Origin of the sequence: Tatumella morbirosei, from assembly GCF_000757425.2 — a bacterium.
Taxonomy (GTDB): Bacteria; Pseudomonadota; Gammaproteobacteria; order Enterobacterales; family Enterobacteriaceae; genus Tatumella; species Tatumella morbirosei.
Window position 1 is genome coordinate 1,554,248 of the sequence record NZ_JPKR02000003.1, and the last position, 26,627, is coordinate 1,580,874.

The following is a 26,627-nucleotide window of genomic DNA, read 5'->3' on the forward strand; positions in this document are numbered from 1 at the left end:
TTTTTATTTATCCGTTCCGACGACTTGTTATTTTTCCACTCTCTTGTTTCAATAGCCGCAATTCTATTCTATGAGGGTATTTCCATGCGTCTGTTCCCGCTTTGCGTGTTTGCGTTAATGCTGACAGGCTGTTCTGTTCAACATAAAGCACCAGCGCAACATCAGCCGCTAACCTCCGGCAAACATTATGAGCCCGAGCGCAGCCGACCGGTACGCCGGGCAGCTCCGGTACAGATTTATACCCAGCCTACCGACCTGGTTAATAAGCCGTTCCGTGATTTAGGGGAAGTTTCAGGCGAAGATTGCCAGGCCGACTCTCAGGATTCACCGGCTAATATTAATACTGCCCGCAAGCGCATGCAGATTAAAGCCTCAGCGTTAAAGGCCAACGCTGTGTTATTGCACCAGTGTGCTGTCATTACTACAACTCCTGGCTGTTATCGTCAGGCGGTGTGCCAGGGCTCAGCATTGAAAGTTACTAACCAATGACCGGATTTACCTTTCAGCAAATCGGAGTGATCCACTCCCCATGGAAAGAAAAATTTGCTGTACCGCGTCAGCCGGGGCTGATTACTCAGGGTAGTGGTGAATTACACCTGCTACCTCCTTATAACCAGAGTGATGCAGTCCGGGGGTTGGAAAACTTCAGTCATCTATGGGTTATGTTTATTTTTCACCAAACCATGACTCAGGGCTGGAACCCAACCGTTCGCCCTCCCCGCCTCGGCGGCAATCAGAGAATGGGCGTTTTTGCATCACGTTCCACTTTTCGGCCTAACCCGTTGGGAATGTCACTGGTAGCCCTTAACGGGATACGTATTGCTAAACAACAAGTCATTCTGGAACTGGGTAGTCTGGACCTGGTTGACGGTACACCCGTGGTAGATATAAAACCTTACCTCCCGTTTGCCGAAGCCATCCCTGCTGCCAGAGCAGGCTATGCACAACAGGCGCCAGAAGCCTGTATGCCGGTAATATTTACCGCAGAAGTTCAACAGCAGTTGCAGCATTTAGCCGGTCGCTACCCCCATTTGACACAATTTTTGTCTGAAGTGCTGGCCCAGGATCCGCGTCCTGCTTACCGAAAAAACATCGAAGATAATCATGAGTATGCCGCCAGATTGCTGGATTTTAATGTTCGCTGGAGGGTAACTTCCGGGAGTAATGAGGTTTTTGCTATCGAACCTGGTTAAAACACGCTTTTTGACAGAGTCACTCACTGATACACTAGCCATCAGCCAAAAATAGTCTCTTATCCGATCTTCCGTTAACTGGAATATTAAATTAATGCGTACTTCTCAATACTTGCTCTCCACTCTTAAGGAGACTCCGTCTGATGCTGAAGTGATCAGCCATCAGTTAATGCTGCGTGCCGGCATGATCCGCAAACTGGCATCCGGGCTATATACCTGGTTGCCAACAGGTATTCGTGTCCTCAGAAAAGTCGAGACTATCGTACGAGAGGAAATGGATAACGCCGGTGCCATTGAAATCAGCATGCCAGTAGTGCAGCCTGCCGATCTGTGGCAGGAAAGTGGGCGCTGGGAACAATATGGCCCGGAGCTGCTACGCATTAATGATCGTAACGAGCGACCTTTTGTACTTGGTCCGACCCATGAAGAAGTGATTACTGATTTAATCCGTAATGAACTGAGTTCATATAAACAGCTACCACTGAACCTGTATCAGATTCAGACCAAATTCCGTGATGAAGTACGCCCTCGTTTCGGAGTCATGCGTTCCCGTGAGTTTATTATGAAAGATGCCTACTCTTTCCATACGTCACAGGAATCTTTACAGCAAACCTACGATGCGATGTATCGTGCGTACAGCCAATCTTTCAGCCGTATGGGACTGGATTTCCGTGCTGTACAGGCGGATACAGGGTCAATTGGCGGTAATGCTTCACATGAATTTCAGGTATTGGCGAAAAATGGAGAAGACGATGTGATCTTCTCCAGTGAGTCAGATTATGCCGCGAATATCGAACTGGCAGAAGCTGTTGCCCCGGCAGGAGAGCGCCCGGAAGCAACCCAGACAATGACCCGCGTCGATACCCCTAACGCGAAAACTATTGCACAACTGGTTGAGCAGTTTGATATCCCTGTTGAAAAAACGGTGAAAACTTTACTGGTTAAAGCTTCTGAAGAGAGCGGACATCGACTGGTCGCATTACTGGTTCGTGGCGACCACCAGCTTAACGAAGTCAAAGCCGAGAAACTCCCGGAAGTCGCAGTACCCCTGACATTCGCTACCGAAGAAGAATTACGTAGTGAGCTGGGTGCCGGTGCCGGTTCACTGGGTCCCGTAGGTCTCTCTCTGCCGGTGATTGCTGACCGTACTGTCGCTAAAATGAGCGACTTCAGTGCCGGTGCTAACATTGATGATCAACACTGGTTCGGTATTAACTGGGGTCGTGACCTGCCGGAAGCGAAAGTAGCCGATATACGTAATGTGGTAGAAGGCGATATCAGCCCGGATGGAAAAGGTGTATTGCAGATTAAACGTGGTATCGAAGTTGGACATATCTTCCAACTTGGTACTAAATACTCTGAAGCGATGAAAGCTGCCGTTCAGGGAGAGGACGGACGTAACCAGGTACTGACGATGGGTTGTTATGGTATCGGCATTACCCGTATCGTAGCTGCAGCCATTGAGCAGAATCATGATGATCGAGGGATTATCTGGCCTGACGCTCTGGCACCTTTCCAGGTCGCTATTCTGCCCATGAATATGCACAAATCATTCCGTGTCCAGCAACTGGCTGAAGAGTTATATCAGCAGTTAAGCGCTAAAGGCATTGACGTAATTCTTGATGATCGTAAAGAGCGTCCGGGCGTTATGTTTGCTGATATGGAACTGATTGGGGTTCCTCATACTATTGTTATCGGGGATCGGAACCTGGATAACGAAGAGATTGAGTATAAGAATCGTCGTGAATCTGAAAAGCAGATGATTAAGACCAGCGAAATCGTTGCATATCTGACCGCTCAAATCGGTTAATCCTGCTAAGCTGGCCCGGTTTTCCGGGCTGATGAAAAAACACATCCTCGTGGATGTGTTTTTTGTTTCAATTCTGCTGAAGGTTATCCCAAATCGCGGACTTTACCACGTAAACTTTTAGTGGCTGACTGACGGGATTTCGACTGCAGTCGCCTGACTTTAGATGCACGGGTCGGACGGGTCGCTTTACGAGGTGCCTCTTCGAAAGTGAGCTCACGGATAAGATCGACCAGCCGCTGTACCGCCTCAGATTTGTTTTTATCCTGACTCCGGAAGGACTGCGACTTTATCACCACCACACCTTCCGCAGTGATTAGATGATGGTTAACACTGAGTAGCTTCTGCTGAATCTCTTCGGAAAGTTTTGACGCCCGGATATCAAACCGCAAATGTACCGCAGTAGACGCTTTATTGACATGTTGCCCTCCTGCGCCCTGCGCACGAATCGCGCTGAAATGGATATCTTCCGGATCCAGGCTAATCCTGCGGGTAACCTCAATCATTTAGCCGCCTGCCAGTGGTGTAATTGCAGTTCTGTATGGCGTTCTCCATCCGATAACCAGATGACACCCTCCTGAAGAGTAACCTGCAGATTCATGTTCCGGCTGGCAAACTCACTCAGTTTCCCCAGTTGCTGATCATCGATATACCAGATACTGAGATTAGAGAGGATAGTTAACTTGCTCTGGTTTTGCTGCCACCAGACCTGAGCCGCGCGGTCACTGTAGGCGTACAGCACAACCTGCCCTGCGACCGCAGACGCTTTTTTCAGACGCCGCTCCTCAGGCAATCCCAGTTCAATCCACAACTTTACCGAACCATAATCATAATGCAGCCAGATTTCAGGTTCTTCTTCAGCGGACAAACCTTTAGTGAACTGTAAATTCTCATCCGCATTGAGTATCCATGCCAGCAAACGCAACATCATGCGTTCCTGAGTCTCAGAAGGATGCCGGGCCAGTGTCAGTTGCACATCAGAAAAATATTGCCGGTCGAGATCGGCAATATTGACTGCCGCTTTATAGATGGTTGCTTTTAAGGCCATGGCCCCTCCGATAACAGATTCCGGCTATTGTAACGGAAAGCAGGACAGGACCGATAACCCGAATATTTATTTCGTAAGACGTGGACTGAGATCCCTAGGATCTTGCGATCATCTCATCAACAGCATAGGCTGTTAGTGACAGAATTTTATCACCAGACCCAAAAAAAAGGAGGTTTTGTGGATAAACATTGTGAATCAGCACGCACACGCTATGATGAAATCATCAGGCACCTCCTGATGAATACCTCCCTGCCTGCAGGGTATTCAGAGATCACAGGGCGCGGATATTGCGCATTTTTCAGGGATTATGCGGGAGTTACCGCTAAGAATTCACGGTGAGCGACTATGTCAATGAATGATACCTATCAACCGATCAATTGTGATGATTATGACTACCTTGAACTCGCCTGCCAGCATCATCTGGAACTGATGATTGAACTTAAAAATGGCGAAAAGCTTGAGGCTAAAGCCAGCGATTTGTTGCTGCGTAAAAAAGTTGAGTATCTGATTGTCGAACAGAGCGGGCAAGCGCGCGAACTTCGTCTGGACAGTATCAACAGCTTCAGCCACCCGGAAATTGGAACAGTGGTAATCAGCGAAAGCTAAGCATCCTTTGGGCAGCCGTCAGCTGCCCTCTTCGTTCCTGACACCCACATTTAATTCCCCCTGTCGCCATTGTAAATACCAACATTTCTGTTCCCGTAACTCTGCCGGTTGTGCCTGTTTGCAGACAAATATGCCGGGAGCACATACCGGTTCATCGTTATAGAACAGTATCGGGATATTCCCCCGTTGCCAGGGCGGAATCTGACACTCCTGCCAGATTTTTTTTAGTTCACGACCGCGTTCACGGCCCATAATGTGTAAACGGCCCGTAGCGGTGAATCGCACCGACAAATGCTCATTGACCGCAGGCTTGCGTATGCGAACCCCCGAAGAAGCAGACACCAGTTGACCCAGATTATCCGGCAGAGTCAGCGGCTGATTACGGTTAGCCCATTCCAGTTGTGTATTACGCAAATCGGGGACGGGCCTGACCCACCATAACTGATTGTTATACCGTCGAATTTCCCCATTCCCCGCCACCAGACAAGGGTTAGCATCCTCACGACTACAGGCGACATTCTGCCAAAGTTGTGCTAACTGATTACGTGATGGCATCGAGGCCCCGCAGTGTGCCAGCCAGCGACGCAATATTGCTGCTCGTTTCAGAGCTGTCATTTCGATGAGCGGAGAGATCGGTAAGCTCTTCTGCAAGGTAATTAGCTGGCGGAGTTCATCCTGTAATAATTCATCCAGTAAAGTTTCCTGCTCACCACACAGCTCAGCACTGCGGGCTGCTGCTGCGGGGAAATGAGGCCAGCGTTGCTCCAGTAGTGGCAAAATATTTAACCGCAAAAAATTACGGTCGTAGGCAGGGTCACTATTACTGTCGTCATCGACCCACTGCAACTGATGATATTCTGCGTAAGTGGTCAGTTGTTGCCGGGAAAAGGTCAGTAACGGCCGGACAATTGCTCCGCCGGAAAATGGCAACACCGCAGGCATAGACGCCAGCCCCGCCGGACCACTCCCTCTTTTCAGTGCCAGCAGTAATGTTTCGCATTGATCATCCTGGTGATGAGCTGTCAATAATGCCTCCTCACGCTGTAATATTTCGGCGAATACCGCATATCTTGCCTGACGTGCGGAGGCTTCTGTCCCCTGCCCTTGCGGGTTAAGCGTCACCTTCCTGACGACTAGCGGAATATCCAGCGTCTGACAGACTGACTGGCAGTGCTCTGCCCATTGATCGGCATAACGGCTGATACCATGATGGATATGGACAGCACGCACATCAATACTCTGCTGTCTGCGTAAACCAGCAACTGCGTGCAACAGTACTGTGGAGTCCAGACCACCGCTGAATGCCACCAGCACCTGACTGAACCCAAACAAAGAAATATTTCCGGAAAACTCGCGACTCTGGCCCATGTGGTAACTATTTATAAGTATTGATATCCGGCACGTTACCGGGAAAACAGGCTTCATTCAAGCCATCGTTCTGACTGTCGCTGTCATCAATTTTCTGAACGGTACTTAATACACTCCCTCTGAGGGCATCTCAAAGCTGGCAAATTTCCAGAGGTAAACCATCAGGATCGGAAAAAAAAGTGAAAGGTTTGCCAGTAATAGGGTCAATGCGGACAGGTTCACATTCCACTCCACGTTGTTTTAATTCCGCTACCGAAGCTTCAATGTTATCAACATTAAATGCCAGATGGCGTAAGCCAATAGCTTCCGGAAAGCTGGGACGCGGAGGTGCGGAAGGAAACGAAAACAACTCAATCAGATACTCGCCATTCAACGCTAAATCGCCTTTCCAGGAATCTCTGGTTTCCCGATACGTCTCCTGTAATAGCGTAAACCCCAAGACATCGCAATAGAACGCCCGGCTTTTCGGGTAATCTGAGGCAATAATGGCAATGTGATTAATACTTTTCAAACCTGGCATAGGGGGCTTCCTGTTAAAAAGACGGGAGTTAACCCGGATACGTTAAACCACCTACGTACAGAGGGCAATCCGCCAGAATCCGGAAACAAAAAAGGCCGCATTAAGCGACCTTTTTGGCTGGAATGATGATTACGCGTAGCCGTAATTCATTAAACGCTGATAACGGCGGTCCAGTAACTGTTCCTGGCTTAACGCATCCAGTTCAGCCAGATCACTTAGCAGTTGTTGTTTAAGTGACTCAGCAATTATTTCCGGATGACGGTGTGCACCACCCAAAGGCTCAGGAACGACCGTATCAATCAGATCCAGTTCCTTCAGTCGATTAGCGGTGATCCCCATGGCATCGGCTGCCAGCGGTGCTTTATCTGCACTTTTCCACAGAATAGACGCACAGCCTTCCGGCGAAATCACTGAATAGGTGCTGTACTGCAGCATATTCACTTTGTCACCGACACCGATCGCCAGTGCCCCACCCGAACCACCTTCACCGATAACGGTACAAATGACCGGGACTTTCAGACCCGACATTTCACGTAAATTGCGTGCGATAGCTTCAGACTGACCACGTTCTTCAGCTCCGACCCCCGGATAAGCCCCCGGAGTATCGATAAAAGTAATGACCGGCATGTTAAACCGTTCTGCCATTTCCATCAGACGCAGTGCTTTACGGTACCCTTCCGGGGCTGGCATTCCGAAGTTACGACGAATTTTTTCTTTAGTTTCACGGCCTTTCTGATGTCCGATAATCATCACCGGACGGCCGTCTAACCGGGCAATCCCGCCGACAATCGCTTTATCATCCGCATAAGCACGGTCTCCCGCCAGTTCATCAAAATCATCGAACGCATGGCGGATATAATCCAGGGTATAAGGACGCATCGGATGGCGCGCAAGCTGCGCTACCTGCCATGCACCCAGATCTGAGAAAATTTTCCGGGTCAACTCTACGCTTTTTTCGCGCAGACGCTGCACTTCCTCATCCAGATTAATATCGTGTTTTTCATCCTGACGACCAATTGAGGTCAGCGAATCGATTTTCGCTTCCAGTTCTGCAATTGGTTGTTCAAAATCCAGGTAATTAAGACTCATAATGTTCCTGTTTTAGTCAAACTCCAGTTCCACCTGCTCCGATCCTATCAACGAACGCAAATCGTTTAGCAGACGATCACTGGGCGAGATTCGCCACGATGCACCAAAGCGTAACCTGGCCCGAGCATCCTCTCTCTGATAGTAGAGATGTACCGGAATGGTCCCCGAACGATGTGGCTCCAGGGACTGACGGAGACGGTTTAAAAGCTGGTCATCAATTTGCCTGTCCGTCAGCGAGATAGCAAGACCACGGGCATATTTTTCCCGGGCTTCGTCAATATCCATCACTTCCCTGGCAGTCATTTTCAACCCGCCACTGAAGTCATCAAAGCTGACTTGTCCGCTAACGATCAGAATACGATCTTTTTCCAGCAAATGCTGGTATTTATCAAGCGCATCAGTGAAAAGCATGATCTCCAGACGACCAGAACGATCATCCAGAGTACAGATGCCAATACGATTACCTCGTTTGGTCACCATAACTCGCGCAGCCAGAACTAATCCGGCAGCCACGGTTATCTTACCACGCTCTGTCGGGTGCATATCTTTAAGACGTGTCCCCCCGACATAGCGCTCAATTTCTTTCAGGTACTGGGTGATCGGGTGACCTGTCAGGTACAGCCCCAACGTTTCCCGTTCACCATCCAACTGAACCTGTTCCGGCCAGGGCATAACACTGGCATAAGACTGTTCTACCTGTTCAGGTTTCTCTGCCAACACACCAAACATGTCCGCCTGACCAATCGCCTCAGCTTTCGCATGCTGATCGGCAGCCTTTAATGCTGCGTTCAGGGAACTCATCAATGCAGCACGATGAGGCCCTAACCTGTCAAAGGCTCCGGACATTATCAGTTTTTCCATCACCCGGCGATTTATTTTTTTAATATCTGTTCTGGCGCACAGGTCAAATAGCTCTTTAAAATATCCTCCATTGTTTCGCGCTTCAAGAATTGCCTCTATTGGCCCTTCTCCGACACCTTTTATTGCACCAATACCGTAAACGATTTCTCCGTCATCGTTGACATGAAACGGGTACAAGCCAGAGTTAATATCTGGTGGCAGAACTTTCAGTCCCATACGCCAGCATTCATCCACCAGACCCACCACTTTTTCGGTGTTATCCATATCCGCAGTCATGACCGCCGCCATAAACTCTGCCGGGTAATGGGCTTTTAGCCACAAGGTCTGGTATGACACTAAAGCATAGGCAGCTGAGTGAGATTTGTTAAATCCGTAACCGGCAAATTTCTCTACCAGGTCAAAGATTTTCATCGATAATTCACCGTCGATTCCCATCGACTCTGCGCCATCCCGGAATACCGAGCGCTGCTTGGCCATTTCTTCCGGTTTCTTTTTCCCCATCGCACGGCGCAACATATCTGCCCCGCCAAGGGTATAGCCCGCCAGTACCTGAGCAATCTGCATTACCTGTTCCTGATACAGAATAATGCCATAGGTGGGTTCCAGCACCGGTTGCAGGGACTCATGCTGCCACTGTATGTCCGGATAGGAGAGTTCTTCACGACCATGTTTACGGTCAATAAAGTTATCTACCATTCCGGACTGCAGAGGGCCCGGGCGGAACAATGCCACCAGTGCAATCATATCTTCGAAACAGTCAGGCTTCAGACGTTTTATCAGATCTTTCATACCGCGGGATTCAAGCTGGAACACCGCTGTCGTTTCCGCCCGTTGCAACATATCAAAACTTTTCTTGTCATCCAGCGGGATAGACGCGATATCGATCGGCGACTCTCCGTGCTTAGCGCGCCGGGCATTGATCATCTCCAGTGCCCAGTTAATGATGGTCAGGGTACGTAAACCCAGGAAGTCGAACTTCACCAGCCCGGCATATTCGACATCGTTCTTATCAAACTGAGTAACCGGATGCTGCCCAAGCTCATCACAATATAAAGGTGCGAAATCGGTAATTTTGGTCGGTGCAATCACCACCCCACCGGCATGTTTACCGGCGTTACGGGTGACCCCTTCCAGCTTACGAGCCATATCGATAAGCGCTTTGACTTCTTCGTCGGCTTCATAAATCTCAGGTAGCTGGGGCTCTGCCGCAAAAGCTTTCTCCAGCGTCATCCCCGGATCCGGAGGCACCAGTTTGGAGATCCTGTCGACAAATCCATACGGGTGGCCCAGCACCCGGCCGACATCCCGGATAACCGCTTTTGCGGCCATGGTCCCAAAGGTAATGATCTGCGAAACCGCGTCCCGACCATACATTTCCGCAACATGATCGATGACCAGATCACGTTTTTCCATGCAGAAATCGACGTCGAAATCGGGCATCGATACACGCTCAGGGTTCAGAAAACGTTCAAAAAGCAGATCAAATTCCAGTGGATCCAGATCGGTGATCTTCAGTGCGTAAGCCACCAGCGACCCTGCACCGGATCCTCTTCCAGGCCCGACCGGGACTCCGTTATCTTTGGACCACTGAATAAATTCCATTACGATCAGGAAGTAACCAGGGAATCCCATCTGGTTTATGACACCCAGCTCAATTTCCAGACGCTCATCATAGGCAGGTCTTTTTTCAGCACGAACCGCCGGGTCCGGAAACAGGAATTCGAGGCGCTCTTCCAATCCTTTACGCGAGCTGTCTACCAGGAAGTCTTCAGTACTCATTTCCCCGGTGGGGAACTGAGGCAGAAAGTATTCACCCAGCCGGACAGTCACATTACAGCGTCTGGCAATTTCGACACTGTTCGCCAGTGCTGCCGGAATATCAGCAAACAACTCACACATTTCTGCCTCACTGCGCAGATATTGCTGTGAGCTATAGAGTCGCGGGCGTTTCGGGTCATCCAGGGTGTAACCATCATGAATTGCTACGCGAATTTCATGCGCATCAAAATCTTCGCTTCTCAGAAAACAAACATCATTGGTCGCAACTACCGGGATATCATGTTCAACAGCCAGTTCTATGGCCAGATGCAGATAATCTTCCTCATCCTGTCGGCCGGTACGATGCAATTCAAGATAGAAACGGTCGGGGAAATATTGCTGATAAAACTCAAGACATTGTCGTGTCAGGCTCTCATTGCCACGCAGTAAGCTTTTACCTATATCACCTTTTCGCCCACCGGATAGCAGAATCAGACCTTCGCCTAATTCCATCAACCAGTCTCTGTCAATAACAGGTCCCTGAGGTCCGTAACCACGCTGGTAGGCTTTTGAAATCAGTAAAGTAAGATTCTGATAACCGGTATTGTTGGCTGCCAGAATCGTCAGGGAACTGAATTCATCCCCGGTAAGTTCACTGGCGACCAGGAAATCAGCGCCGATAATAGGTTTAATTCCAGCCCCATGAGCAGAACCATAAAATTTCACCAAACCACAGAGGTTAGTGAAATCGGTAATAGCAATCGCTGGCATCTCGAGGGCTGCCGCAGCTTTCACCATAGCACCCGTTTTCGCTAATCCATCAATCATGGAATAGTCGCTGTGTACATGCAGATGTATAAAACGGGGTTCAGCCATGGGTTATCCGGTCATGCATTTTAAAGTATTAGTGAAATCAGGTTCCGCCAGCGATCAGAACATTTCTGACCGGCGCAAAACTACGGCGATGATGAGGTGTCGCTCCCAGCAAACTCAGCTTTTCCAGGTGGTAAGCTGTCGGATACCCCTTATGTTTGGCAAAACCATACTCAGGATAGATGGCATCCAGTTTCGCCATTTCGTTATCGCGGGTAACTTTAGCAATAATAGATGCAGCACTGATTTCTGCCACCAGACTGTCGCCTTTGACGACTGCCTGCGATTTCATGGGTAACGAAGGGCAACGGTTACCGTCAACAAGTACCCAGTCAGGTGTAACAGAAAGCCCGGCAACGGCTCTCTGCATGGCCAGCATTGTGGCATGCAAAATGTTCAGTTGGTCTATCTCTTCCGGCTCAGCGCGCCCGAGGTTCCAGCTGAGTGCTTTTGCTTTAATTTCATCAAACAATGCCAGACGACGTTTTTCGCTGAGTTTTTTGGAGTCTGCCAGTCCCTGAATCGGATTGGCAGGATCAAGGATAACCGCAGCGGTGACCACCGCACCGACCAACGGCCCCCTGCCAACTTCATCCACACCGGCGATTAGCGTTGCCTGTGGGTAAACAAATTCTGTCATGATACTAACTCCAGCACTGCCTGTGCTGCCTGTTCATCCGCATTCCAGCGAATTTGCTGATGTAATTCGGTAAAGGTTGCAAGGAGCGAAGCACGCTCTGGTCCCTGATGTAACAAAGGCTCGAGTGCAGCTGCCAGCAATTCAGGCTGGCACTCATCCTGAAGCAATTCTTTTACCACTTCCCTGCCTGCCAGTAAATTTGGCAGAGATACCCACTCCGTTTTAACCAACCGTTTGGCCAGCCAGAAGGTAAAGGGCTTCATACGATAGCCGACCACCATCGGGCATTTTGCCAGCATGCACTCCAGGGCTGCCGTACCGGAGGCCAGAATGGCGGCATCACTGGCTATCATCACCTCTCGTGCCTGGCCATCGACCAGGTGCAGAACCAGTTCAGGGGCTACCACGGATTTAATTTGTTCAAACTGCTCACGGCGACGGGCATTGACCATAGGAACCACGATTTCAAGCCGCGGGTAACGGGCTCGCAGGAGTTGTGCAGCTTTGAGAAAATCCGCACTGAGCATCTCGACTTCGGCACTCCGGCTACCAGGTAGTAATGCCAGGCAAAGCGCAGCTGCGGAAATCCCGAGTTTTTCCCGAGCTGCCGCCTTATCAGGAACCAATGGCAGACTGTCTGCCATGGTATGTCCGATAAATCTGCAGGGAACATCATATTTATCGTAGAAAGCTTTTTCAAACGGCAAAAAGGCCAGCACCAGATCGGTATTACGGCCAATCTTAAACACCCGCTTTTGCCGCCAGGCCCATACCGATGGACTGACGTAATGGATCGTCCGGATGCCTGCCTGTTTAAGCCGACCTTCCAGAGGGATATTGAAATCAGGAGCATCTATACCCACAAAAACATCGGGCCTGAGAGCAGTCAGTCGTCGTGTCAGATCACGACGGATATGCAGCAGACGCGGCAGTCGACCGAGTACTTCGACGATCCCCATCACGGCAAGCTCTTCCATTTCGTACCATGCTTCACAGCCTTCAGCTTGCATTAGCGGGCCGGCGACACCAACGAAACGAATATCAGGATGTTTTGCTTTTAATGCCCGGATCAGGCCGGCACCAAGAATATCGCCGGAGGTTTCCCCGGCGATCAGTGCTACTGTCAGAGAATGCATCACCATTCGTTACCGAATGATTCCACGGGTTGAACGGTCAAAAAAGTCATAAAACGGCTGAACTTCACTGTGCTTTTTCGCCAGAGCTTCAATCTCTGGCTTCACTTCATCCAGTGTCTTACCACTGCGGTACAGCAATTTATAAGCGTTACGGATAGCATGCAGCGCTTCCTTACTGAACCCACGACGTTTCAGACCTTCAATATTAATACCGAAAGGTGTGGCATGGTTACCCTGAGCAATAACATAAGGAGGGACGTCCTGAGCAACGCCTGAACATCCCCCCACCATGACATGTGCACCAATCGTACACCACTGGTGCACCGCGGTCATGCCACCAATAATAGCGAAATCATCTACCGTGACATGGCCGGCAAGAGTGGCATTATTGGCAAAAATACAGCGGTTACCGATCTGGCAATCATGTGCAATATGGGTGTTAATCATCAACAGGTTATCACTGCCAACCACAGTGACTCCACCGCCCTGCGTTGTCCCACGATGAATCGAGACACTTTCACGAATACGGTTGCGATCCCCTATTTCAACACGGGTTTCTTCTTTCGCGTATTTGAGATCCTGGTTTACTTCACCAATGGAAGCAAACTGGTAAATCTCATTCTCTTTACCAATCCGTGTATGACCGTTGATCACGACATGTGACTTAACTACAGTCCCTTCACCAATCTCAACATGAGGTCCGATAACACAGAACGGGCCAATCTGAACGCCAGGTCCAATGATGGCACCGTCTTCAATGATAGAGCTAGGGTGAATGCTGGCGGTTTTATCAATCACGTTTATGCCTCCCGGCTACGTGCACACATCATTGTTGCTTCACAGACAATCTTACCGTCAACAGTAGCAACGCCACTGAAACGCGTCAAACCACGACGGGTTTTCTCGAAAGTGACTTCCATCACCATCTGGTCTCCCGGAACGACAGGTCTTTTAAAACGGGCGTTATCAATACCAGCAAAATAGTACAGTTCACCAGGCTCCAGCTTTCCGACACTTTTAAATGCCAGAATGCCGGTGGCCTGCGCCATGGCCTCAAGAATTAACACACCAGGCAAAATGGGTTTGCCCGGGAAATGTCCCTGGAAGAAAGGCTCATTGACAGTCACATTTTTTACTGCACGCAGATACTTATGTGGCTCAAAATCCTCTACACGGTCAACCAGTAAAAACGGATAGCGGTGTGGCAGAAGTTCCAGAATCTCTTCAATTTTCAGAGTATGTATTTCAGTAGTCAAAATACTCTTCCTGTCCTAAAAATCTGTTAGCAATAATAACACGACCCGCATGCTCATAGAGTGCATCGCAGGTCGCAAATAGAAAAATATCGAGTCAGCTCAATTATTCCCGGATGCGAACTGAAATCAGCCACGACATCCTGCAGAACAGGCCGTATTATGGTTAGTTCTCTTTTCCGACTTTACGCTCAATGGCCTTCAGTCGTTTGCTCATATCATCGATATTCATTACCAGCGCAGCTGTTTTACGCCAGACTTTGTTCGCCTGAAGTGGTATTCCGGAAGAGTAAACTCCGGGCTCAGTGATAGGTCTCATCACCATTCCCATGCCAGTGACCGTGACTTTATCACAAATTTCCATATGACCATTAATCACGCTGGCACCGCCAATCATACAGTAACGACCAATTTTCAGGCTACCGGCCATTATAACGCCACCAGCGACTGCTGTATTGTCACCAATTATGACATTATGTGCAATCTGGCATTGGTTATCTATGATAACACCATTCCCAATCTGAGTGTTATCCAGCGCACCACGGTCAATTGTGGTACAGGCACCAATTTCTACACGGTCACCAATAACGACTGAACCGAGTTGAGGGATTTTCACCCAGTTCCCCCGATCATTAGCATAGCCAAAACCATCGGCTCCAATCACAGTTCCGGACTGAATCAGGCATTGCTCACCAATCAGGACTTCATGGTAGACCGACACGTTCGCCCAGAGTTTTGTTCCTGCACCGATGCGGGTGTTCTTACCGATAAAGCAGCCAGCACCGATAACGACGTTATCACCCAGTTCAACACCAGATTCAATCACCGCATTTGCACCGATGGAGACATTAGCGCCTAGTTTAGCCGCAGGTGAAATCACCGCACCTGGTGCAATATTTTCTGCAGGAGAAGGGGTCGTGTCGAGAATCTGGGCCATGCGGGCATAGGTCAGATAGGGATCTTTCACCACCAACGCTGCACTATGACACCATTCCAGATCAGCTTCCGTCAGCACCACAGCATCTGCTTTGCAGTGCGCAAGTTGCTCGCGGTAGCGACTGTTTGCCAGAAATGTGATGTTTCCGGGGACTGCAGATTGCATAGAAGCAATGCCGGAGATGGCGATATCGCCATCTCCGTGCAATTCTGCATCTAACTGCTGAGCTAAGTCAGCCAGTCGAATAGATGACATTAATTATTTAACCTGTTTCAGCACGTCAGCAGTGATATCTTTTGCATCAGTTGCATAGGCAACGGCGTTCGAATCAATAACAATATCATAGCCTTCGCTGGAAGCGACTTTCTTCACTGCAGCCTGAATCTGAGTCAGCAGCTTGTTACGCTCTTCAGTCTGGCGACGACGGTTGTCATCTTCAAAAGCCTGCGCTTTTTCAGAGAAAGCCTGGCGTTTAGCCATGATGTCTTTCTCAGTACTCGCGCGAACACTGGCTTTCATTGTAGAGGCGTTGCGTTGGAAATTCTGCATCTGGGCCTGAAGAGCACGTTCCTGAGCCTGCAGATCAGTTGCACGACCTTTGAACTCGTTCTCAAGCTGACGGGCAATCGCAGCACGCTGTGGTAGCTGCTGGAAGATATTAGATACGTTGACTACTGCAATTTTGTCAGCGGCCTGTGCTGCTACAGAAGAAGCAGCCAGAGCGAGACCAAGACCTGCGGCACATAACAACTTTTTCACTATAAACTCCTTACCATCACCGTTTGTGTCGTAGACACTGTTTTTGCAAAACAAAACAGCAGGTTATGCTGTTTTGTTGCAATACACTTTAGCAAGTTACAGTCAGTATTTTACCAGGTATTTCCGATATTAAACTGGAACTGTTCTGCTTTATCACCACTATACTTCTTGACTGGCTGGGCATACGAGAACACCAGCGGACCTAACGGTGACATCCATTGCAGTGAAACACCACTTGATACACGGATATTACCTGGCTTGCTGTAATCAGGAATCCCTAAGGCTTCCGTTTCCGTCGTATTCTGCCAGTTAGTATCCCATACCGTACCGGCATCAACAAACACAGAAGTCCGTAATGAATTACTGTATTGTTGACTCACAAATGGTGTTGGGGTTATTAACTCAAGGCTGGCAACAGCCATGGCATTGCCGCCCACTGCATCATCCGATTTACAAATACTGTTACTGCTGGTACCGCAGTTTGAGTCCGTACCATATTTATAGTAAACCGCTTTCGGACCCACAGTGTTCGACTGGAAACCACGAACGGTACTCGAACCGCCAGCATAGAAGTTTTCATAGAACGGCAGCTCTTTATTACCCAGACCGTCTCCATACCCGACACGTCCACGACCCAGTAATACCCAGGTACGGTTTTCGTTCAGCGGAACATATTGCTGAGTATCCAGTGTCACCTTGTAATAACTGTTATCAGAACCCGGGATAGTCACCTTACCATTCAGGTTAGTACGGTTACCTGCTGTCGGGAAGAAGCCACGGTCCAGCGTGTTATAGGTCCAACCATAGTTAAAGGTGAAATCGTCAGAAGAATAGGTACTGTCATCGTTATCGGTAGCAAATGTTTTACCAATCGACCTGAAGTACCGCCACATCGCAATTTGCGGTTGCATATCAGACAGATCATTGTGGACATAGCCCAGACCGACACGCAGGGTGTTATTCTCATTGACCGGGAAGCCGAGCGTACCGTCAAGACCATAGCTACGGTTAGTATAGTCAGACAAATCAGCATCATCGGCTTTAAAGTCATTGTAGAATACACGTCCCCCCAGACTCACACCATCAACGGTGAAGTACGGATCTGTCATCGACAACTCTGCATAGGTCTGGTAATCGTTTTTGGTACCACTGATACCCACGGTATTACCTGTACCCATCCAGTTTTCCTGGGTGACACCCACCTGGAAGCTGACACCACTCTCGGTACCGTAACCCACACCGATGTTAAAGGTCCCGGTGTTACGCTCTTTCACCTTGTAAATAACATCAACTTCATCCGGTGAACCTGGGACCCGCTGGGTATCCACGTCAACACTTTCAAAGTAACCGGTACGATTCAGACGCTCTTTACCCTGCTCTACCAGGTTGCTGCCGAGCCACGCACCTTCCATCTGGCGCATTTCGCGACGCAGTACGGAGTCTTTAGAAGTGGTGTTACCCTCAAAAATCACTTTACGAACGTAGTAACGATTTCCGGCATTTACACTGATATGCAGCTTAACGGTTTTGTCTTTGTCATTAATTTCCGGCTGGGTCATCACCTGCGGATAAGCGTATCCGTAGTTACCCAGCAGTTTCTTAATGCTGTCTTCGATATGGGTAACCTTTGTCCCATTATACAACTCACCTGGCTTAATTTTTGCCAGCTGTTCGATTTCGGCAGAATGGCCAGCCATATCACCATTGACCTCGACTCCGGAGATCTTATATTGATCGCCTTCGGAGATGTTTACAGTGATATAGATCCCTTTCTTGTCCGGAGTCAGACTGACCTGAGTCGAATCAATATTAAAACGTGCATAACCACGCTCCAGATAGAAGCTACGCAGGGTTTCTAAGTCACCCGCCAGCTTCTGTTTCTGATATTTACGGTCAGCCACCACGTTCCACCATGGTACCTCGTCCCGTAACTGGAAGCGCGATATCAGCTCGTCAGAACTGAACGCTTTGTTACCGACGATGTTAATCTGCTGAATCTGAGCAGAAACACCCTCGACAAACACAAATTTCAGATCAACACGGTTACGTGGCAGAGGTGTCACGATCGCTTTTACGTTGGCGGTATATTTACCCACACTGTAATAGAAATCTTCCAGACCCTTCTCAATCGAAGAGATTGTCGTGCGGTCAAGTGCATCTCCAACCCGAACCCCGGAGGCTTCAAGATTTTGCTTCAGCTGATCATCTTTAACCGCTTTGTTACCGGAGAAAGTGATACTGGCAATTGTCGGACGTTCTTTGACCTGGACAATCAGGTCATTACCGTCACGCAGTACCTGAACATCTTCGAAATTACCGGTTGCGAAAAGTGAACGAATCGTGTTTCTGATGTCATCATCATTTACTGAATCACCAACACGAACGGGCATGCTGAGCAATGCCGCCCCGACGGCGACTCGCTGCAACCCTTCGAAATGAATATCTTTCACTACGAAATCGTCTGCACCGTACACGGTGGCGCTGCTGAACAGCAGCGACGCTATGAGCAACTTTTTCATCGCCATCGTTATTATGCGTGTTCCTAACACATCCCCGTTTGCAGAATTCCACTCTCTACAAACGTGAGAAATCATTGAAAAGTGCAAGCCCCATTAACAACACCAGCGCAACAGAGCCAATGCGATAACTAAAGTCCTGAACTCGCTCAGACACCGGCCCACCTTTGATCTTTTCGACCAGCAGGAAGAGCAGATGCCCACCATCTAACACCGGTAACGGGACAAGATTAAAAATCCCCAGATTGACACTAATCAACGCCAAAAACATCAAATAGTATATCATTCCGTACTCAGCTGAAGCCCCCGCTCCCTGGGCGATGGAAATCGGCCCGCTCAGGTTATTCAGCTTTATATCACCAGTCACTAATTTTTCCAGCATTGACGCTGTCAGCTTCACAAGTTGCCAGGTTTTTACCGAGGCTTCACCTATTGCGACGACAGGCCCGTACTGTCGCAATACTTTGTATTGATCCGGCAGAGGCTGAACCCGGGGAATCACTCCCGCAAATCCTTCTTTGCCGTGTCCAGCCGATTTGACCGCTGGAGTCATGGTTAATTCCCGAACTTCACCACCACGTTCAACCAGAACCTGCAGCGGTTTACCCGGATTATCCCTGACATCAACCACAAAAGATTGCCAGTTTTCTATAACTTTACCATCGACTTTAACGATCCTGTCTCCGGCTTGCAAACCTGCCATTGCTGCAGGTGAATTTTTCTGCACCTGCGCGAGGACGGTTTCGATGACCGGACCCTTTGGAATAATCCCCAGCGAGGTCACAGGATCCTGTTTCTCAGGATCAAACGCCCATTTTCGCAAGTCCAGGTGTCTTACCACCTCATTTGACTGGCCGAATGGAGATAACGTCACAGTCGCTTCGCTGTCTCCAATTTTACCAATCAATGCCATTCTCACAGCATCCCAGTCAGGCGTTTCGATACCGTCAATGGCTTTAAGTTCCATTCCGGGCTCAATTTGGGCCTGTTGGGCAACAGAATTGTTGGCTATTTCACCGGTGACCGGCTTTATGCCCGGTACACCATGCATAAAAACCAGCCAGTAAGCAAACACAGCAAAAATGAAATTTGCGACAGGACCGGCAGCAATTATAGCTGCACGTTGACCAACTGTTTTACGGGTGTATGCCTGATGAAGGCGATCTGCAGGAACCTCACCGGCACGCTCATCCAGCATTTTGACGTAACCGCCCAGCGGAATGACGGCAATAACATACTCGGTGCCCAGTTTGTCTTTCTTCCGCCATAAAGCAGGACCGAAGCCGATAGAGAAGCGCTCTACCCAGACACCACAGCGACGAGCAACCCAAAAGTGACCAAATTCATGGACGGTAATCAGGATCCCTAACCCGACAATGAATGCGCCAATACTCCAAAGTATGCTTCCCATCACATGACTTCCTTAAACGATATGGAACACCAGCAATAGCAGACAGGCAAAAACCGGCACCGCAGCTGTCAGGCTGTCGATACGGTCAAGAATACCGCCATGCCCCGGAATCAGATTACCGCTGTCTTTAATGCCAGCTTCCCGCTTGAACATACTCTCGGTCAGGTCGCCCAGTACAGAAGCCAGGGTAGCAAAAATAGCGCAAATAATCAGAGTCTCAGTGTTGACCGACAAAGGAGCCAACAATGAAAACACCCAGGCAATCACTGCGGAGGTCACCAGTCCCCCCAAAAATCCTTCCAGGGTTTTACCCGGTGAAACTCTGGGAGCCAGTTTATGCCTGCCGAATAGCTTACCAAACATGTAAGCTCCGGAATCTGCGCCCCATACCAGTAACATGACAAACAGCAACCACCAGGCTCCGGCAAAATGATCAACTTCGTAGTGATACTGGCGTAGTGCAATCATCCCCCAGAAAAACGGTATCAGCGTGAGAGCACCAAAGACCAGACGCAGGAAACGAGACTGACGCCAGAGCACCGCAGATTTTGGGTAAAATAACACCAGAAAAAGTGCGACACACCACCAGCTGAGCGAGACATACAAAGAGAGTGATACCGGAGGTTGATGGATATCATGCTGGTAAGGAGGTAAGGGAAACATCATTAAAGCCAGCAGCAAGCCAAATAAGACAGCCAGCCAGATACGCTGTTGAGTGTTGACCATTCCGGCAAACTGCCCCCATTCCCATGCTGCCAGCATGCATATGATCAGAACAATAATATTGAAGCCGATGGGTGGTAACCAGAATAATGCAATGATTACCAACGGAATAAGAATCATCGCGGTAATCAAACGTGACTTTAACAAAGGTTACCCCCGCTCCATTTATGCGCCATCCGGTGCTGCACCGCCAAACCGGCGTTCCCGTATAGAGAAGGCATCCAGTGCACCCTGAAAAACATGTTCATCAAAATCGGGCCAGAGAACATCACTAAAATAAAATTCTGCATAAGCTACCTGCCACAACAGAAAATTACTAATCCGATGCTCTCCACCTGTCCTTATTACTAAATCTACTGGCGAGAGTTTGCAAAGACAAAGCTCATCACCCAGCAGTTGTTCGGAGATATCCTCAGGGGCTAAATCACCCTGTTGCACCAAATGTGCCAGCTTCCGTACACCATCAACAATATCCCAACGACCGCCATAATTCGCGGCAATATTCAGAGTCAGACCACTGTTTTCGGCTGTCAGAGATTCTGCCAGGCGAATACGCTCCTGAATCCGGGCACTGAAACGATTAACGTCGCCAATAACTTTCAGACGGACATTGTGTTTGTGCAAACTTTTTACTTCGCTGTCGAGCGCCCAGAGAAACAGCTCCATCAGTGCTGAAACTTCCTGTTCAGGACGGTTCCAGTTTTCACTGCTAAATGCATATAACGTCAGTGCTTCCATCTCTTTTGTGACAGCGAATCTGACCGCACGTCTGACGGCTTTTGCTCCAGCCCGGTGCCCTGATATACGTAACTTTCCCTGGTTTTTCGCCCAGCGTCCGTTACCATCCATAATGATAGCAACATGCCGCGGTAGAGCCCTGTGATTTTCAGGGATATGTTCTTGGTATAGGGACGACATAATGCGTATTAAATTCCTTTCATCAGAGAGTCAAATACCTCTGAATACTTTCTGGCCGCAAAAACTTTTCACCGTTGAGGCAAGGCAAAAGCCCCCCACGCACATCTGAAATATGAGCCTGGGACTATACCATTTTCGCCCGAATCGAACAAATGGCGGCGACACAAAGCTGTTATGACAGCTTCGCTAGCCAGTTCTTTGTTCGAATCCGCGTCTGCCTGTCAATCTCCATCACCGCTTCCACGGTCTCAGGTTCCTCTAATACTGCGGTATCCAGTATCTGTTGATTGACAGCTGCAATGTCAGTGAAACGAATTTGCTGGTTGAGAAATGCTTCGACTACCACTTCATTCGCCGCATTCAGCACCGTTGTCGCGGCCTGTCCTGAAGCACAGGCATCAATTGCCAGCTTCAGACAAGGGTAACGATGATAGTCAGGCGCCGTAAAGGTTAATCCGCTCAGACGAGTGAAATCCAGTGGCTTAACGCCCGCCTGAATCCTGTCCGGCCATGCCATTGAATGAGCAATCGGAGTGCGCATATCAGGTGAACCTAACTGAGCAATGACACTACCGTCACAATAGCGGACCATGGAGTGAATTACCGACTGGGGATGAATCACCACTTCCATTTGCGCATCAGCAGCATTAAACAGCCAGCGAGCTTCTATGTATTCAAGACCTTTATTCATCATAGTGGCGGAATCTACTGAAATCTTTTTACCCATCGTCCAGTTCGGATGGGCACAAGCCTGTTCCGGTGTCATCCGGGGTAATTCATCCAGCGGGATTTCCCGGAAAGGTCCTCCGGACCCTGTCAGAATAACGGAATCAACACCACTATCACGTAGCTGAGCATACCCCAACTGTTGCTGTATATCCGCAGGCAAACTCTGAAAAATAGCATTATGTTCGCTGTCGACCGGCATCAGGCAGGCTCCCGACTGACGGACGGCATCCATAAACAGCCGCCCGCAGGTGACGAGTGACTCTTTATTAGCCAGCAGAACCCGTTTGCCCGCGCGTATGGCTGCCAGTGTTGGCAGTAAACCCGATGCCCCGACAATCGCCGCCATGACGAGGGAAACTTCAGGTAAGGCCGCTAATTCACTGATCGCCTGAACGCCGGAGAGCACTTCAGTATCAATCTTCAATGCTTTCAGTCGTTCACGCAATTCCTTAGCCGCCAGCTCATCTGCCATTGCAGCATAACGCGGCAGGAATTCGCTGCACTGTTCTGCCATAAGCCCGGCATTTTTACCCGCCACCAGTGCTGTCACCTGGTATTTGTCAGGGTTTTCCCGTACAACCGACAAAGTACTGGTCCCTATAGACCCGGTGGAACCCAGCAGAGTCAAATGTTTCATGAATATTTCCATTTATAATCAAAGAGTAAACAACCAGACACGCTGTCGGGGTAGCCAACAATGTAAAACGCCGCGTAGAAAGACATCACTATGGCTTTCTTTCGCGGCGTTAGTCAGTCTGGCAAAGCGAGATTAAAACTCCATTAACTCCGCTTCTTTTTCTGCCAGAGCAGCATCCACTTTTTTGATGCTGACATCGGTCATTTTCTGGATTTCATCCTGAGCACGACGTTCATCATCTTCGCTGATTTCTTTATCTTTCAGCAGGGCTTTGATTTTATCGTTACTGTCGCGACGCACGTTTCGTACGGAAACACGCCCCTGCTCTGCTTCACCACGCACTACTTTGATCAAATCTTTACGACGCTCTTCGGTCAGCGCTGGCAGTGGAACACGGATGTCAGATCCGGCTGAACTTGGATTCAGGCCGAGATCAGAAGCCATAATTGCTTTCTCAATGGCAGGGCTTAATGAACGATCAAACACATTGATCTTCAGTGTGCGGGAGTCTTCTACAGTCACGCTAGCCAGCTGACGCAGGGGCGTTGGGGCACCATAATACTCAACTACAATGCCATCCAGCAGAGAAGGAGATGCACGCCCGGTGCGCACTTTAGAAATCGTATTTTTAAACGCTTCTACGCATTTTTCCATGCGTACTTCAGCATCTTTTTTAATATCGTTAATCACATTAAAACCCTTGGATTCGTTTGGTCTGATGTTTTTGCCTGAGCGACAGGCAAAATGGGGTCCGTCATCATCAGTGAATCTGAACAGCACCAATGACTGATAACCAGTGTTGTTCAGAATATACCTTATTTTAATTTATGCTGACAGGATTACTGCGCGATCAGGGTACCTTCTTTTTCACCCATCACAACCCGACGCAATGCCCCTGGTTTATTCATATTGAACACCCGAATTGGTAGGTTATGATCGCGGGCCAGAGTAAAGGCAGCCAGGTCCATGACCTTCAGTTCGCGTTCCAGCACATCCTGATAGCTCAATTTTTCATACAATTCAGCATCCGGCGTCGTCATTGGGTCGGCAGAATAAACGCCATCAACCTTGGTCGCTTTTAAAACGACATCGGCTTCAATTTCGATACCACGCAGACAGGCCGCTGAATCCGTAGTAAAAAACGGGTTACCGGTTCCGGCAGCAAAAATAACCACCCGGTTATTTCTCAGCTGGCTAATCGCTTCTGCCCAGCTGTAGTTATCACACACACCGTTCAAAGGAATTGCGGACATCAGACGGGCATTAACATAAGCGCGATGTAGTGCATCACGCATTGCCAGACCATTCATTACGGTGGCCAGCATTCCCATATGGTCACCGACCACACGGTTCATTCCGGCTTTAGCAAGACCGGCGCCGCGGAACAGGTTACCGCCGCCAATCACGACCCCAACCTGGATGCCCAATTCAACCAGCTCTTTAATTTCCTGAGCCATACGGTCAAGGATGCTGGCATCAATACCGAAACCTTCAGCACCCTGCAGGGCTTCGCCGCTCAGTTTAAGAAGGATACGTTGATATACCGGTTTTGCGTTGGTCGCCATGATCATTAATTCCTGGAACATGAGTGAATAAAGAAGAGGTAAATCTGTTCTTTCATCCAGCCTGACTTTTTCTCAAAAGACTCACGGGATGAAACGGAAGTTGTCTGTGAACTCACTATCAACAGACAAAAAAGAACCGCCCTTCTGGCGGTTCTTTCAGAGCATTAAGACTGTTTGGACATTGCTGCAACTTCAGCAGCAAAATCAGACTCAACTTTCTCGATACCTTCACCCACTTCGAAGCGGATAAAGTTAACTACGTCAGCACCTTTCTCTTTCAGCAACTGACCAACAGTTTTAGAAGGATCCATTACGAACGGCTGACCGGTCAGAGAAACTTCACCGGTAAATTTGTTCATACGGCCTGAAACCATTTTTTCTGCGATTTCACGTGGCTTACCAGACTGCATAGCAATATCCAGCTGGATCTGGTGCTCACGGGCAACCACATCTGCGGGAACGTCATCTGGTTTAACGTATTCAGGTTTGCTGGCTGCAATGTGCATTGCAACGTGTTTAACCAGCTCTTCGTCAGCACCTGTTGCAGCCACCAGAACACCGATACGTGCACCGTGCAGGTAAGAACCTACCACGTCGCCTTCCAGCTGAGCAACACGACGGATATTGATGTTTTCACCAATTTTAGAGACCAGCGCAGTACGCTGTTCTTCAAATTTAGCTTTCAGAGCTTCAATATCAGTGATTTTCTCAGCCACTGCCGCGGCCAGAACTTCTTTACCAAATGCCAGGAAGCCTGCATCTTTAGCAACGAAGTCAGTTTCGCAGTTCAGTTCGATAATTACACCAGTGTTACCTTCAACGTTAGTCAGGATCACACCTTCAGCAGCAACGCGACCTGATTTCTTCGCAGCTTTTGCCTGGCCAGACTTACGCATGTTGTCGATAGCCAGTTCGATATCGCCGTTAGCTTCAACCAGCGCTTTTTTACATTCCATCATGCCAGCGCCAGTGCGCTCGCGCAGTTCTTTTACCAGAGCAGCGGTAATGTCAGCCATTCTTAATGTCCTCGGTTAACTGTGGTCTGTTTGCTTTACCCGGAGATAACAACAAACAGCATCATTTCGCAGGAGATTTACTTCGCCCAGCGGAACGTATTCACGCTAAACGAATTTTAAATAATGAAAGGGGCCGGTTTCGGCCCCTTGCAGATAACATCTGACGTTAAGGGCTCTTTACAGAGCAAACCTTATTAGACGTTTTCTAAAGATGCTTCTTCAGCCTGTTCAGCCAGGTCCTGAGAACGACCTTCACGAACGGTAGTTGCCACAGCAGTCAGATACAGAGTGACAGCACGGATCGCATCGTCGTTACCAGGGATAACGTAATCGACGCCATCCGGATCAGAGTTAGTATCAACAATCGCAAATACCGGGATACCCAGGTTATTTGCTTCTTTGATAGCGATGTGTTCGTGATCAGCATCGATTACGAACAGGGCATCCGGCAGACCGCCCATGTCTTTGATACCGCCAAGGCTGTTTTCCAGCTTAGCCAGTTCACGACCACGCATCAGAGCTTCTTTCTTGGTCAGTTTTTCGAAAGTACCGTCCTGAGACTGTGCTTCCAGATCTTTCAGACGCTTGATTGACTGACGAACGGTTTTCCAGTTAGTCAGCATCCCACCTAACCAACGGTGATTAACGAAGTACTGATCGCAGCTCAGAGCAGCTTCTTTAACCGCTTCGCTTGCTGCACGCTTAGTACCAACAAACAGAATTTTACCTTTACGGGAAGAAATTTTGCTCAGCTCAGCCAATGCATCGTTGAACATTGGTACAGTCTGCTCAAGGTTAATGATGTGAACTTTGTTACGAGCACCGAAGATGAAAGGTTTCATTTTCGGGTTCCAGTAACGGGTCTGGTGACCAAAGTGAACACCGGCCTTAAGCATATCGCGCATGGAAACAGTAGCCATGATTACCTCTAAAAATATATGTTGGGGTTGAGCCTCCATGTATCCCATACCACCGACCTGTGAAGGCACCCCGGAGTATGTGTCGATACATGTGTGTATTGGTCAGTCTGCATTTCCTGTCGTATAAAACAAAGGAACGCCCTGCCTTTTCACATAACGAGAATTAAACGAACCCGGAACAGCGAAAGCTGACCCACAGATTCGTCGGCGCGTTTTATACCACAAATCCCCCACTCACGGCAATATTTGTTGCCCGGTGGAGGTTAAAATTCCTGCGTCTCTGTTCACACCTGATGGACTGATTAACATTGGCAGCCGTTTAGCTGGCTGTTAACATATCCGGT

Annotated in this window: 25 protein-coding genes; 4 read left to right on the forward strand and 21 right to left on the reverse strand. The window is 48.9% G+C overall.

Annotated elements, in window-relative coordinates:
* Nucleotides 1-84: 84 nt before the first annotated feature.
* The 3 genes from rcsF to proS all read left to right on the forward strand — a co-directional run bounded on the left by rcsF (nt 85) and on the right by proS (nt 3,003).
* Nucleotides 85-489: an Rcs stress response system protein RcsF gene (gene rcsF / locus HA49_RS10015; protein ID WP_038022910.1), complete on the forward strand. Its 405-nt coding sequence runs from the start codon at nt 85-87 to the stop codon at nt 487-489.
* The gene (gene tsaA / locus HA49_RS10020; protein ID WP_038022911.1) at nt 486-1,193 is read left to right on the forward strand and encodes a tRNA (N6-threonylcarbamoyladenosine(37)-N6)-methyltransferase TrmO; all 708 of its coding nucleotides are present in this window, start codon (nt 486-488) and stop codon (nt 1,191-1,193) included. The genes rcsF and tsaA overlap by 4 nt, the downstream gene beginning before the upstream one ends.
* A gap of 94 nt (nt 1,194-1,287) precedes the next feature.
* Nucleotides 1,288-3,003: a proline--tRNA ligase gene (gene proS, locus HA49_RS10025; protein ID WP_038022912.1), complete on the forward strand. Its 1,716-nt coding sequence runs from the start codon at nt 1,288-1,290 to the stop codon at nt 3,001-3,003.
* Nucleotides 3,004-3,086: 83 nt separating this feature from the next.
* Here the strand turns inward: proS and arfB are convergent, their stop codons facing one another.
* Nucleotides 3,087-3,506, reverse strand: a complete 420-nt coding sequence (arfB, locus tag HA49_RS10030; protein WP_038022914.1) for an alternative ribosome rescue aminoacyl-tRNA hydrolase ArfB — start codon at nt 3,504-3,506, stop codon at nt 3,087-3,089.
* Complete coding sequence (locus HA49_RS10035) at nt 3,503-4,048, reverse strand: YaeQ family protein (protein WP_038022917.1); 546 nt, start codon at nt 4,046-4,048, stop codon at nt 3,503-3,505. The genes arfB and HA49_RS10035 overlap by 4 nt, the downstream gene beginning before the upstream one ends.
* A gap of 345 nt (nt 4,049-4,393) precedes the next feature.
* On the opposite strand from HA49_RS10035, the gene rof reads away from it, so the two are divergent.
* Nucleotides 4,394-4,654: a Rho-binding antiterminator gene (gene rof / locus HA49_RS10040; protein WP_038022919.1), complete on the forward strand. Its 261-nt coding sequence runs from the start codon at nt 4,394-4,396 to the stop codon at nt 4,652-4,654.
* An 18-nt stretch (nt 4,655-4,672) separates the two neighbouring features.
* Here the strand turns inward: rof and tilS are convergent, their stop codons facing one another.
* From tilS to rpsB, 19 genes are all read right to left on the reverse strand, one after another.
* On the reverse strand, nt 4,673-6,022 hold the full coding sequence (gene tilS, locus HA49_RS10045; RefSeq protein ID WP_038022921.1) for a tRNA lysidine(34) synthetase TilS: 1,350 nt from the start codon (nt 6,020-6,022) through the stop codon (nt 4,673-4,675).
* A 130-nt stretch (nt 6,023-6,152) separates the two neighbouring features.
* A complete protein-coding gene (locus HA49_RS10050) occupies nt 6,153-6,542 on the reverse strand; it encodes a VOC family protein (RefSeq protein WP_038022923.1) in 390 nt (129 codons plus the stop codon).
* Between the two features lie 129 nt (nt 6,543-6,671).
* Nucleotides 6,672-7,631: an acetyl-CoA carboxylase carboxyl transferase subunit alpha gene (gene accA / locus HA49_RS10055; protein ID WP_038022925.1), complete on the reverse strand. Its 960-nt coding sequence runs from the start codon at nt 7,629-7,631 to the stop codon at nt 6,672-6,674.
* A 12-nt stretch (nt 7,632-7,643) separates the two neighbouring features.
* The gene (gene dnaE, locus HA49_RS10060; RefSeq protein WP_038022928.1) at nt 7,644-11,126 is read right to left on the reverse strand and encodes a DNA polymerase III subunit alpha; all 3,483 of its coding nucleotides are present in this window, start codon (nt 11,124-11,126) and stop codon (nt 7,644-7,646) included.
* Nucleotides 11,127-11,163: 37 nt separating this feature from the next.
* Nucleotides 11,164-11,763 carry a ribonuclease HII gene (rnhB, locus tag HA49_RS10065; protein ID WP_038022929.1) on the reverse strand — a complete coding sequence of 200 codons (600 nt, stop codon included), beginning with the start codon at nt 11,761-11,763 and terminating at the stop codon, nt 11,164-11,166.
* Nucleotides 11,760-12,905 carry a lipid-A-disaccharide synthase gene (gene lpxB, locus HA49_RS10070; protein WP_038022932.1) on the reverse strand — a complete coding sequence of 382 codons (1,146 nt, stop codon included), beginning with the start codon at nt 12,903-12,905 and terminating at the stop codon, nt 11,760-11,762. The genes rnhB and lpxB overlap by 4 nt, the downstream gene beginning before the upstream one ends.
* 3 nt (nt 12,906-12,908) lie before the next feature.
* Nucleotides 12,909-13,697, reverse strand: a complete 789-nt coding sequence (gene lpxA / locus HA49_RS10075) for an acyl-ACP--UDP-N-acetylglucosamine O-acyltransferase (RefSeq protein WP_038022934.1) — start codon at nt 13,695-13,697, stop codon at nt 12,909-12,911.
* Nucleotides 13,698-13,699: 2 nt separating this feature from the next.
* Entirely contained in the window at nt 13,700-14,155 is a 456-nt protein-coding gene (gene fabZ / locus HA49_RS10080; RefSeq protein WP_038022936.1) for a 3-hydroxyacyl-ACP dehydratase FabZ, read from the reverse strand.
* 163 nt (nt 14,156-14,318) lie between these two features.
* Nucleotides 14,319-15,344, reverse strand: coding sequence for a UDP-3-O-(3-hydroxymyristoyl)glucosamine N-acyltransferase (gene lpxD / locus HA49_RS10085; protein ID WP_038022939.1), 1,026 nt, complete (start codon nt 15,342-15,344; stop codon nt 14,319-14,321).
* Between the two features lie 3 nt (nt 15,345-15,347).
* Complete coding sequence (skp, locus tag HA49_RS10090; protein WP_038022940.1) at nt 15,348-15,848, reverse strand: molecular chaperone Skp; 501 nt, start codon at nt 15,846-15,848, stop codon at nt 15,348-15,350.
* A gap of 110 nt (nt 15,849-15,958) precedes the next feature.
* On the reverse strand, nt 15,959-18,373 hold the full coding sequence (bamA, locus tag HA49_RS10095; RefSeq protein ID WP_038022943.1) for an outer membrane protein assembly factor BamA: 2,415 nt from the start codon (nt 18,371-18,373) through the stop codon (nt 15,959-15,961).
* Nucleotides 18,374-18,422: 49 nt separating this feature from the next.
* Complete coding sequence (gene rseP, locus HA49_RS10100) at nt 18,423-19,775, reverse strand: sigma E protease regulator RseP (protein ID WP_038022944.1); 1,353 nt, start codon at nt 19,773-19,775, stop codon at nt 18,423-18,425.
* Nucleotides 19,776-19,787: 12 nt separating this feature from the next.
* Nucleotides 19,788-20,645 (reverse strand): phosphatidate cytidylyltransferase, encoded by an 858-nt coding sequence (cdsA, locus tag HA49_RS10105; protein ID WP_038022946.1) that lies wholly within the window; start codon nt 20,643-20,645, stop codon nt 19,788-19,790.
* 18 nt (nt 20,646-20,663) lie between these two features.
* Nucleotides 20,664-21,416 (reverse strand): (2E,6E)-farnesyl-diphosphate-specific ditrans,polycis-undecaprenyl-diphosphate synthase, encoded by a 753-nt coding sequence (gene ispU, locus HA49_RS10110; protein ID WP_038022949.1) that lies wholly within the window; start codon nt 21,414-21,416, stop codon nt 20,664-20,666.
* Nucleotides 21,417-21,588: 172 nt separating this feature from the next.
* A complete protein-coding gene (gene ispC / locus HA49_RS10115; protein ID WP_038022952.1) occupies nt 21,589-22,782 on the reverse strand; it encodes a 1-deoxy-D-xylulose-5-phosphate reductoisomerase in 1,194 nt (397 codons plus the stop codon).
* Between the two features lie 132 nt (nt 22,783-22,914).
* Nucleotides 22,915-23,472: a ribosome recycling factor gene (frr, locus tag HA49_RS10120; RefSeq protein WP_046791789.1), complete on the reverse strand. Its 558-nt coding sequence runs from the start codon at nt 23,470-23,472 to the stop codon at nt 22,915-22,917.
* A 149-nt stretch (nt 23,473-23,621) separates the two neighbouring features.
* A complete protein-coding gene (gene pyrH, locus HA49_RS10125; protein ID WP_038022955.1) occupies nt 23,622-24,347 on the reverse strand; it encodes a UMP kinase in 726 nt (241 codons plus the stop codon).
* Nucleotides 24,348-24,511: 164 nt separating this feature from the next.
* Entirely contained in the window at nt 24,512-25,363 is an 852-nt protein-coding gene (tsf, locus tag HA49_RS10130; protein WP_038022958.1) for a translation elongation factor Ts, read from the reverse strand.
* Between the two features lie 194 nt (nt 25,364-25,557).
* On the reverse strand, nt 25,558-26,283 hold the full coding sequence (gene rpsB, locus HA49_RS10135) for a 30S ribosomal protein S2 (RefSeq protein ID WP_038023420.1): 726 nt from the start codon (nt 26,281-26,283) through the stop codon (nt 25,558-25,560).
* Nucleotides 26,284-26,627 lie beyond the last annotated feature (344 nt).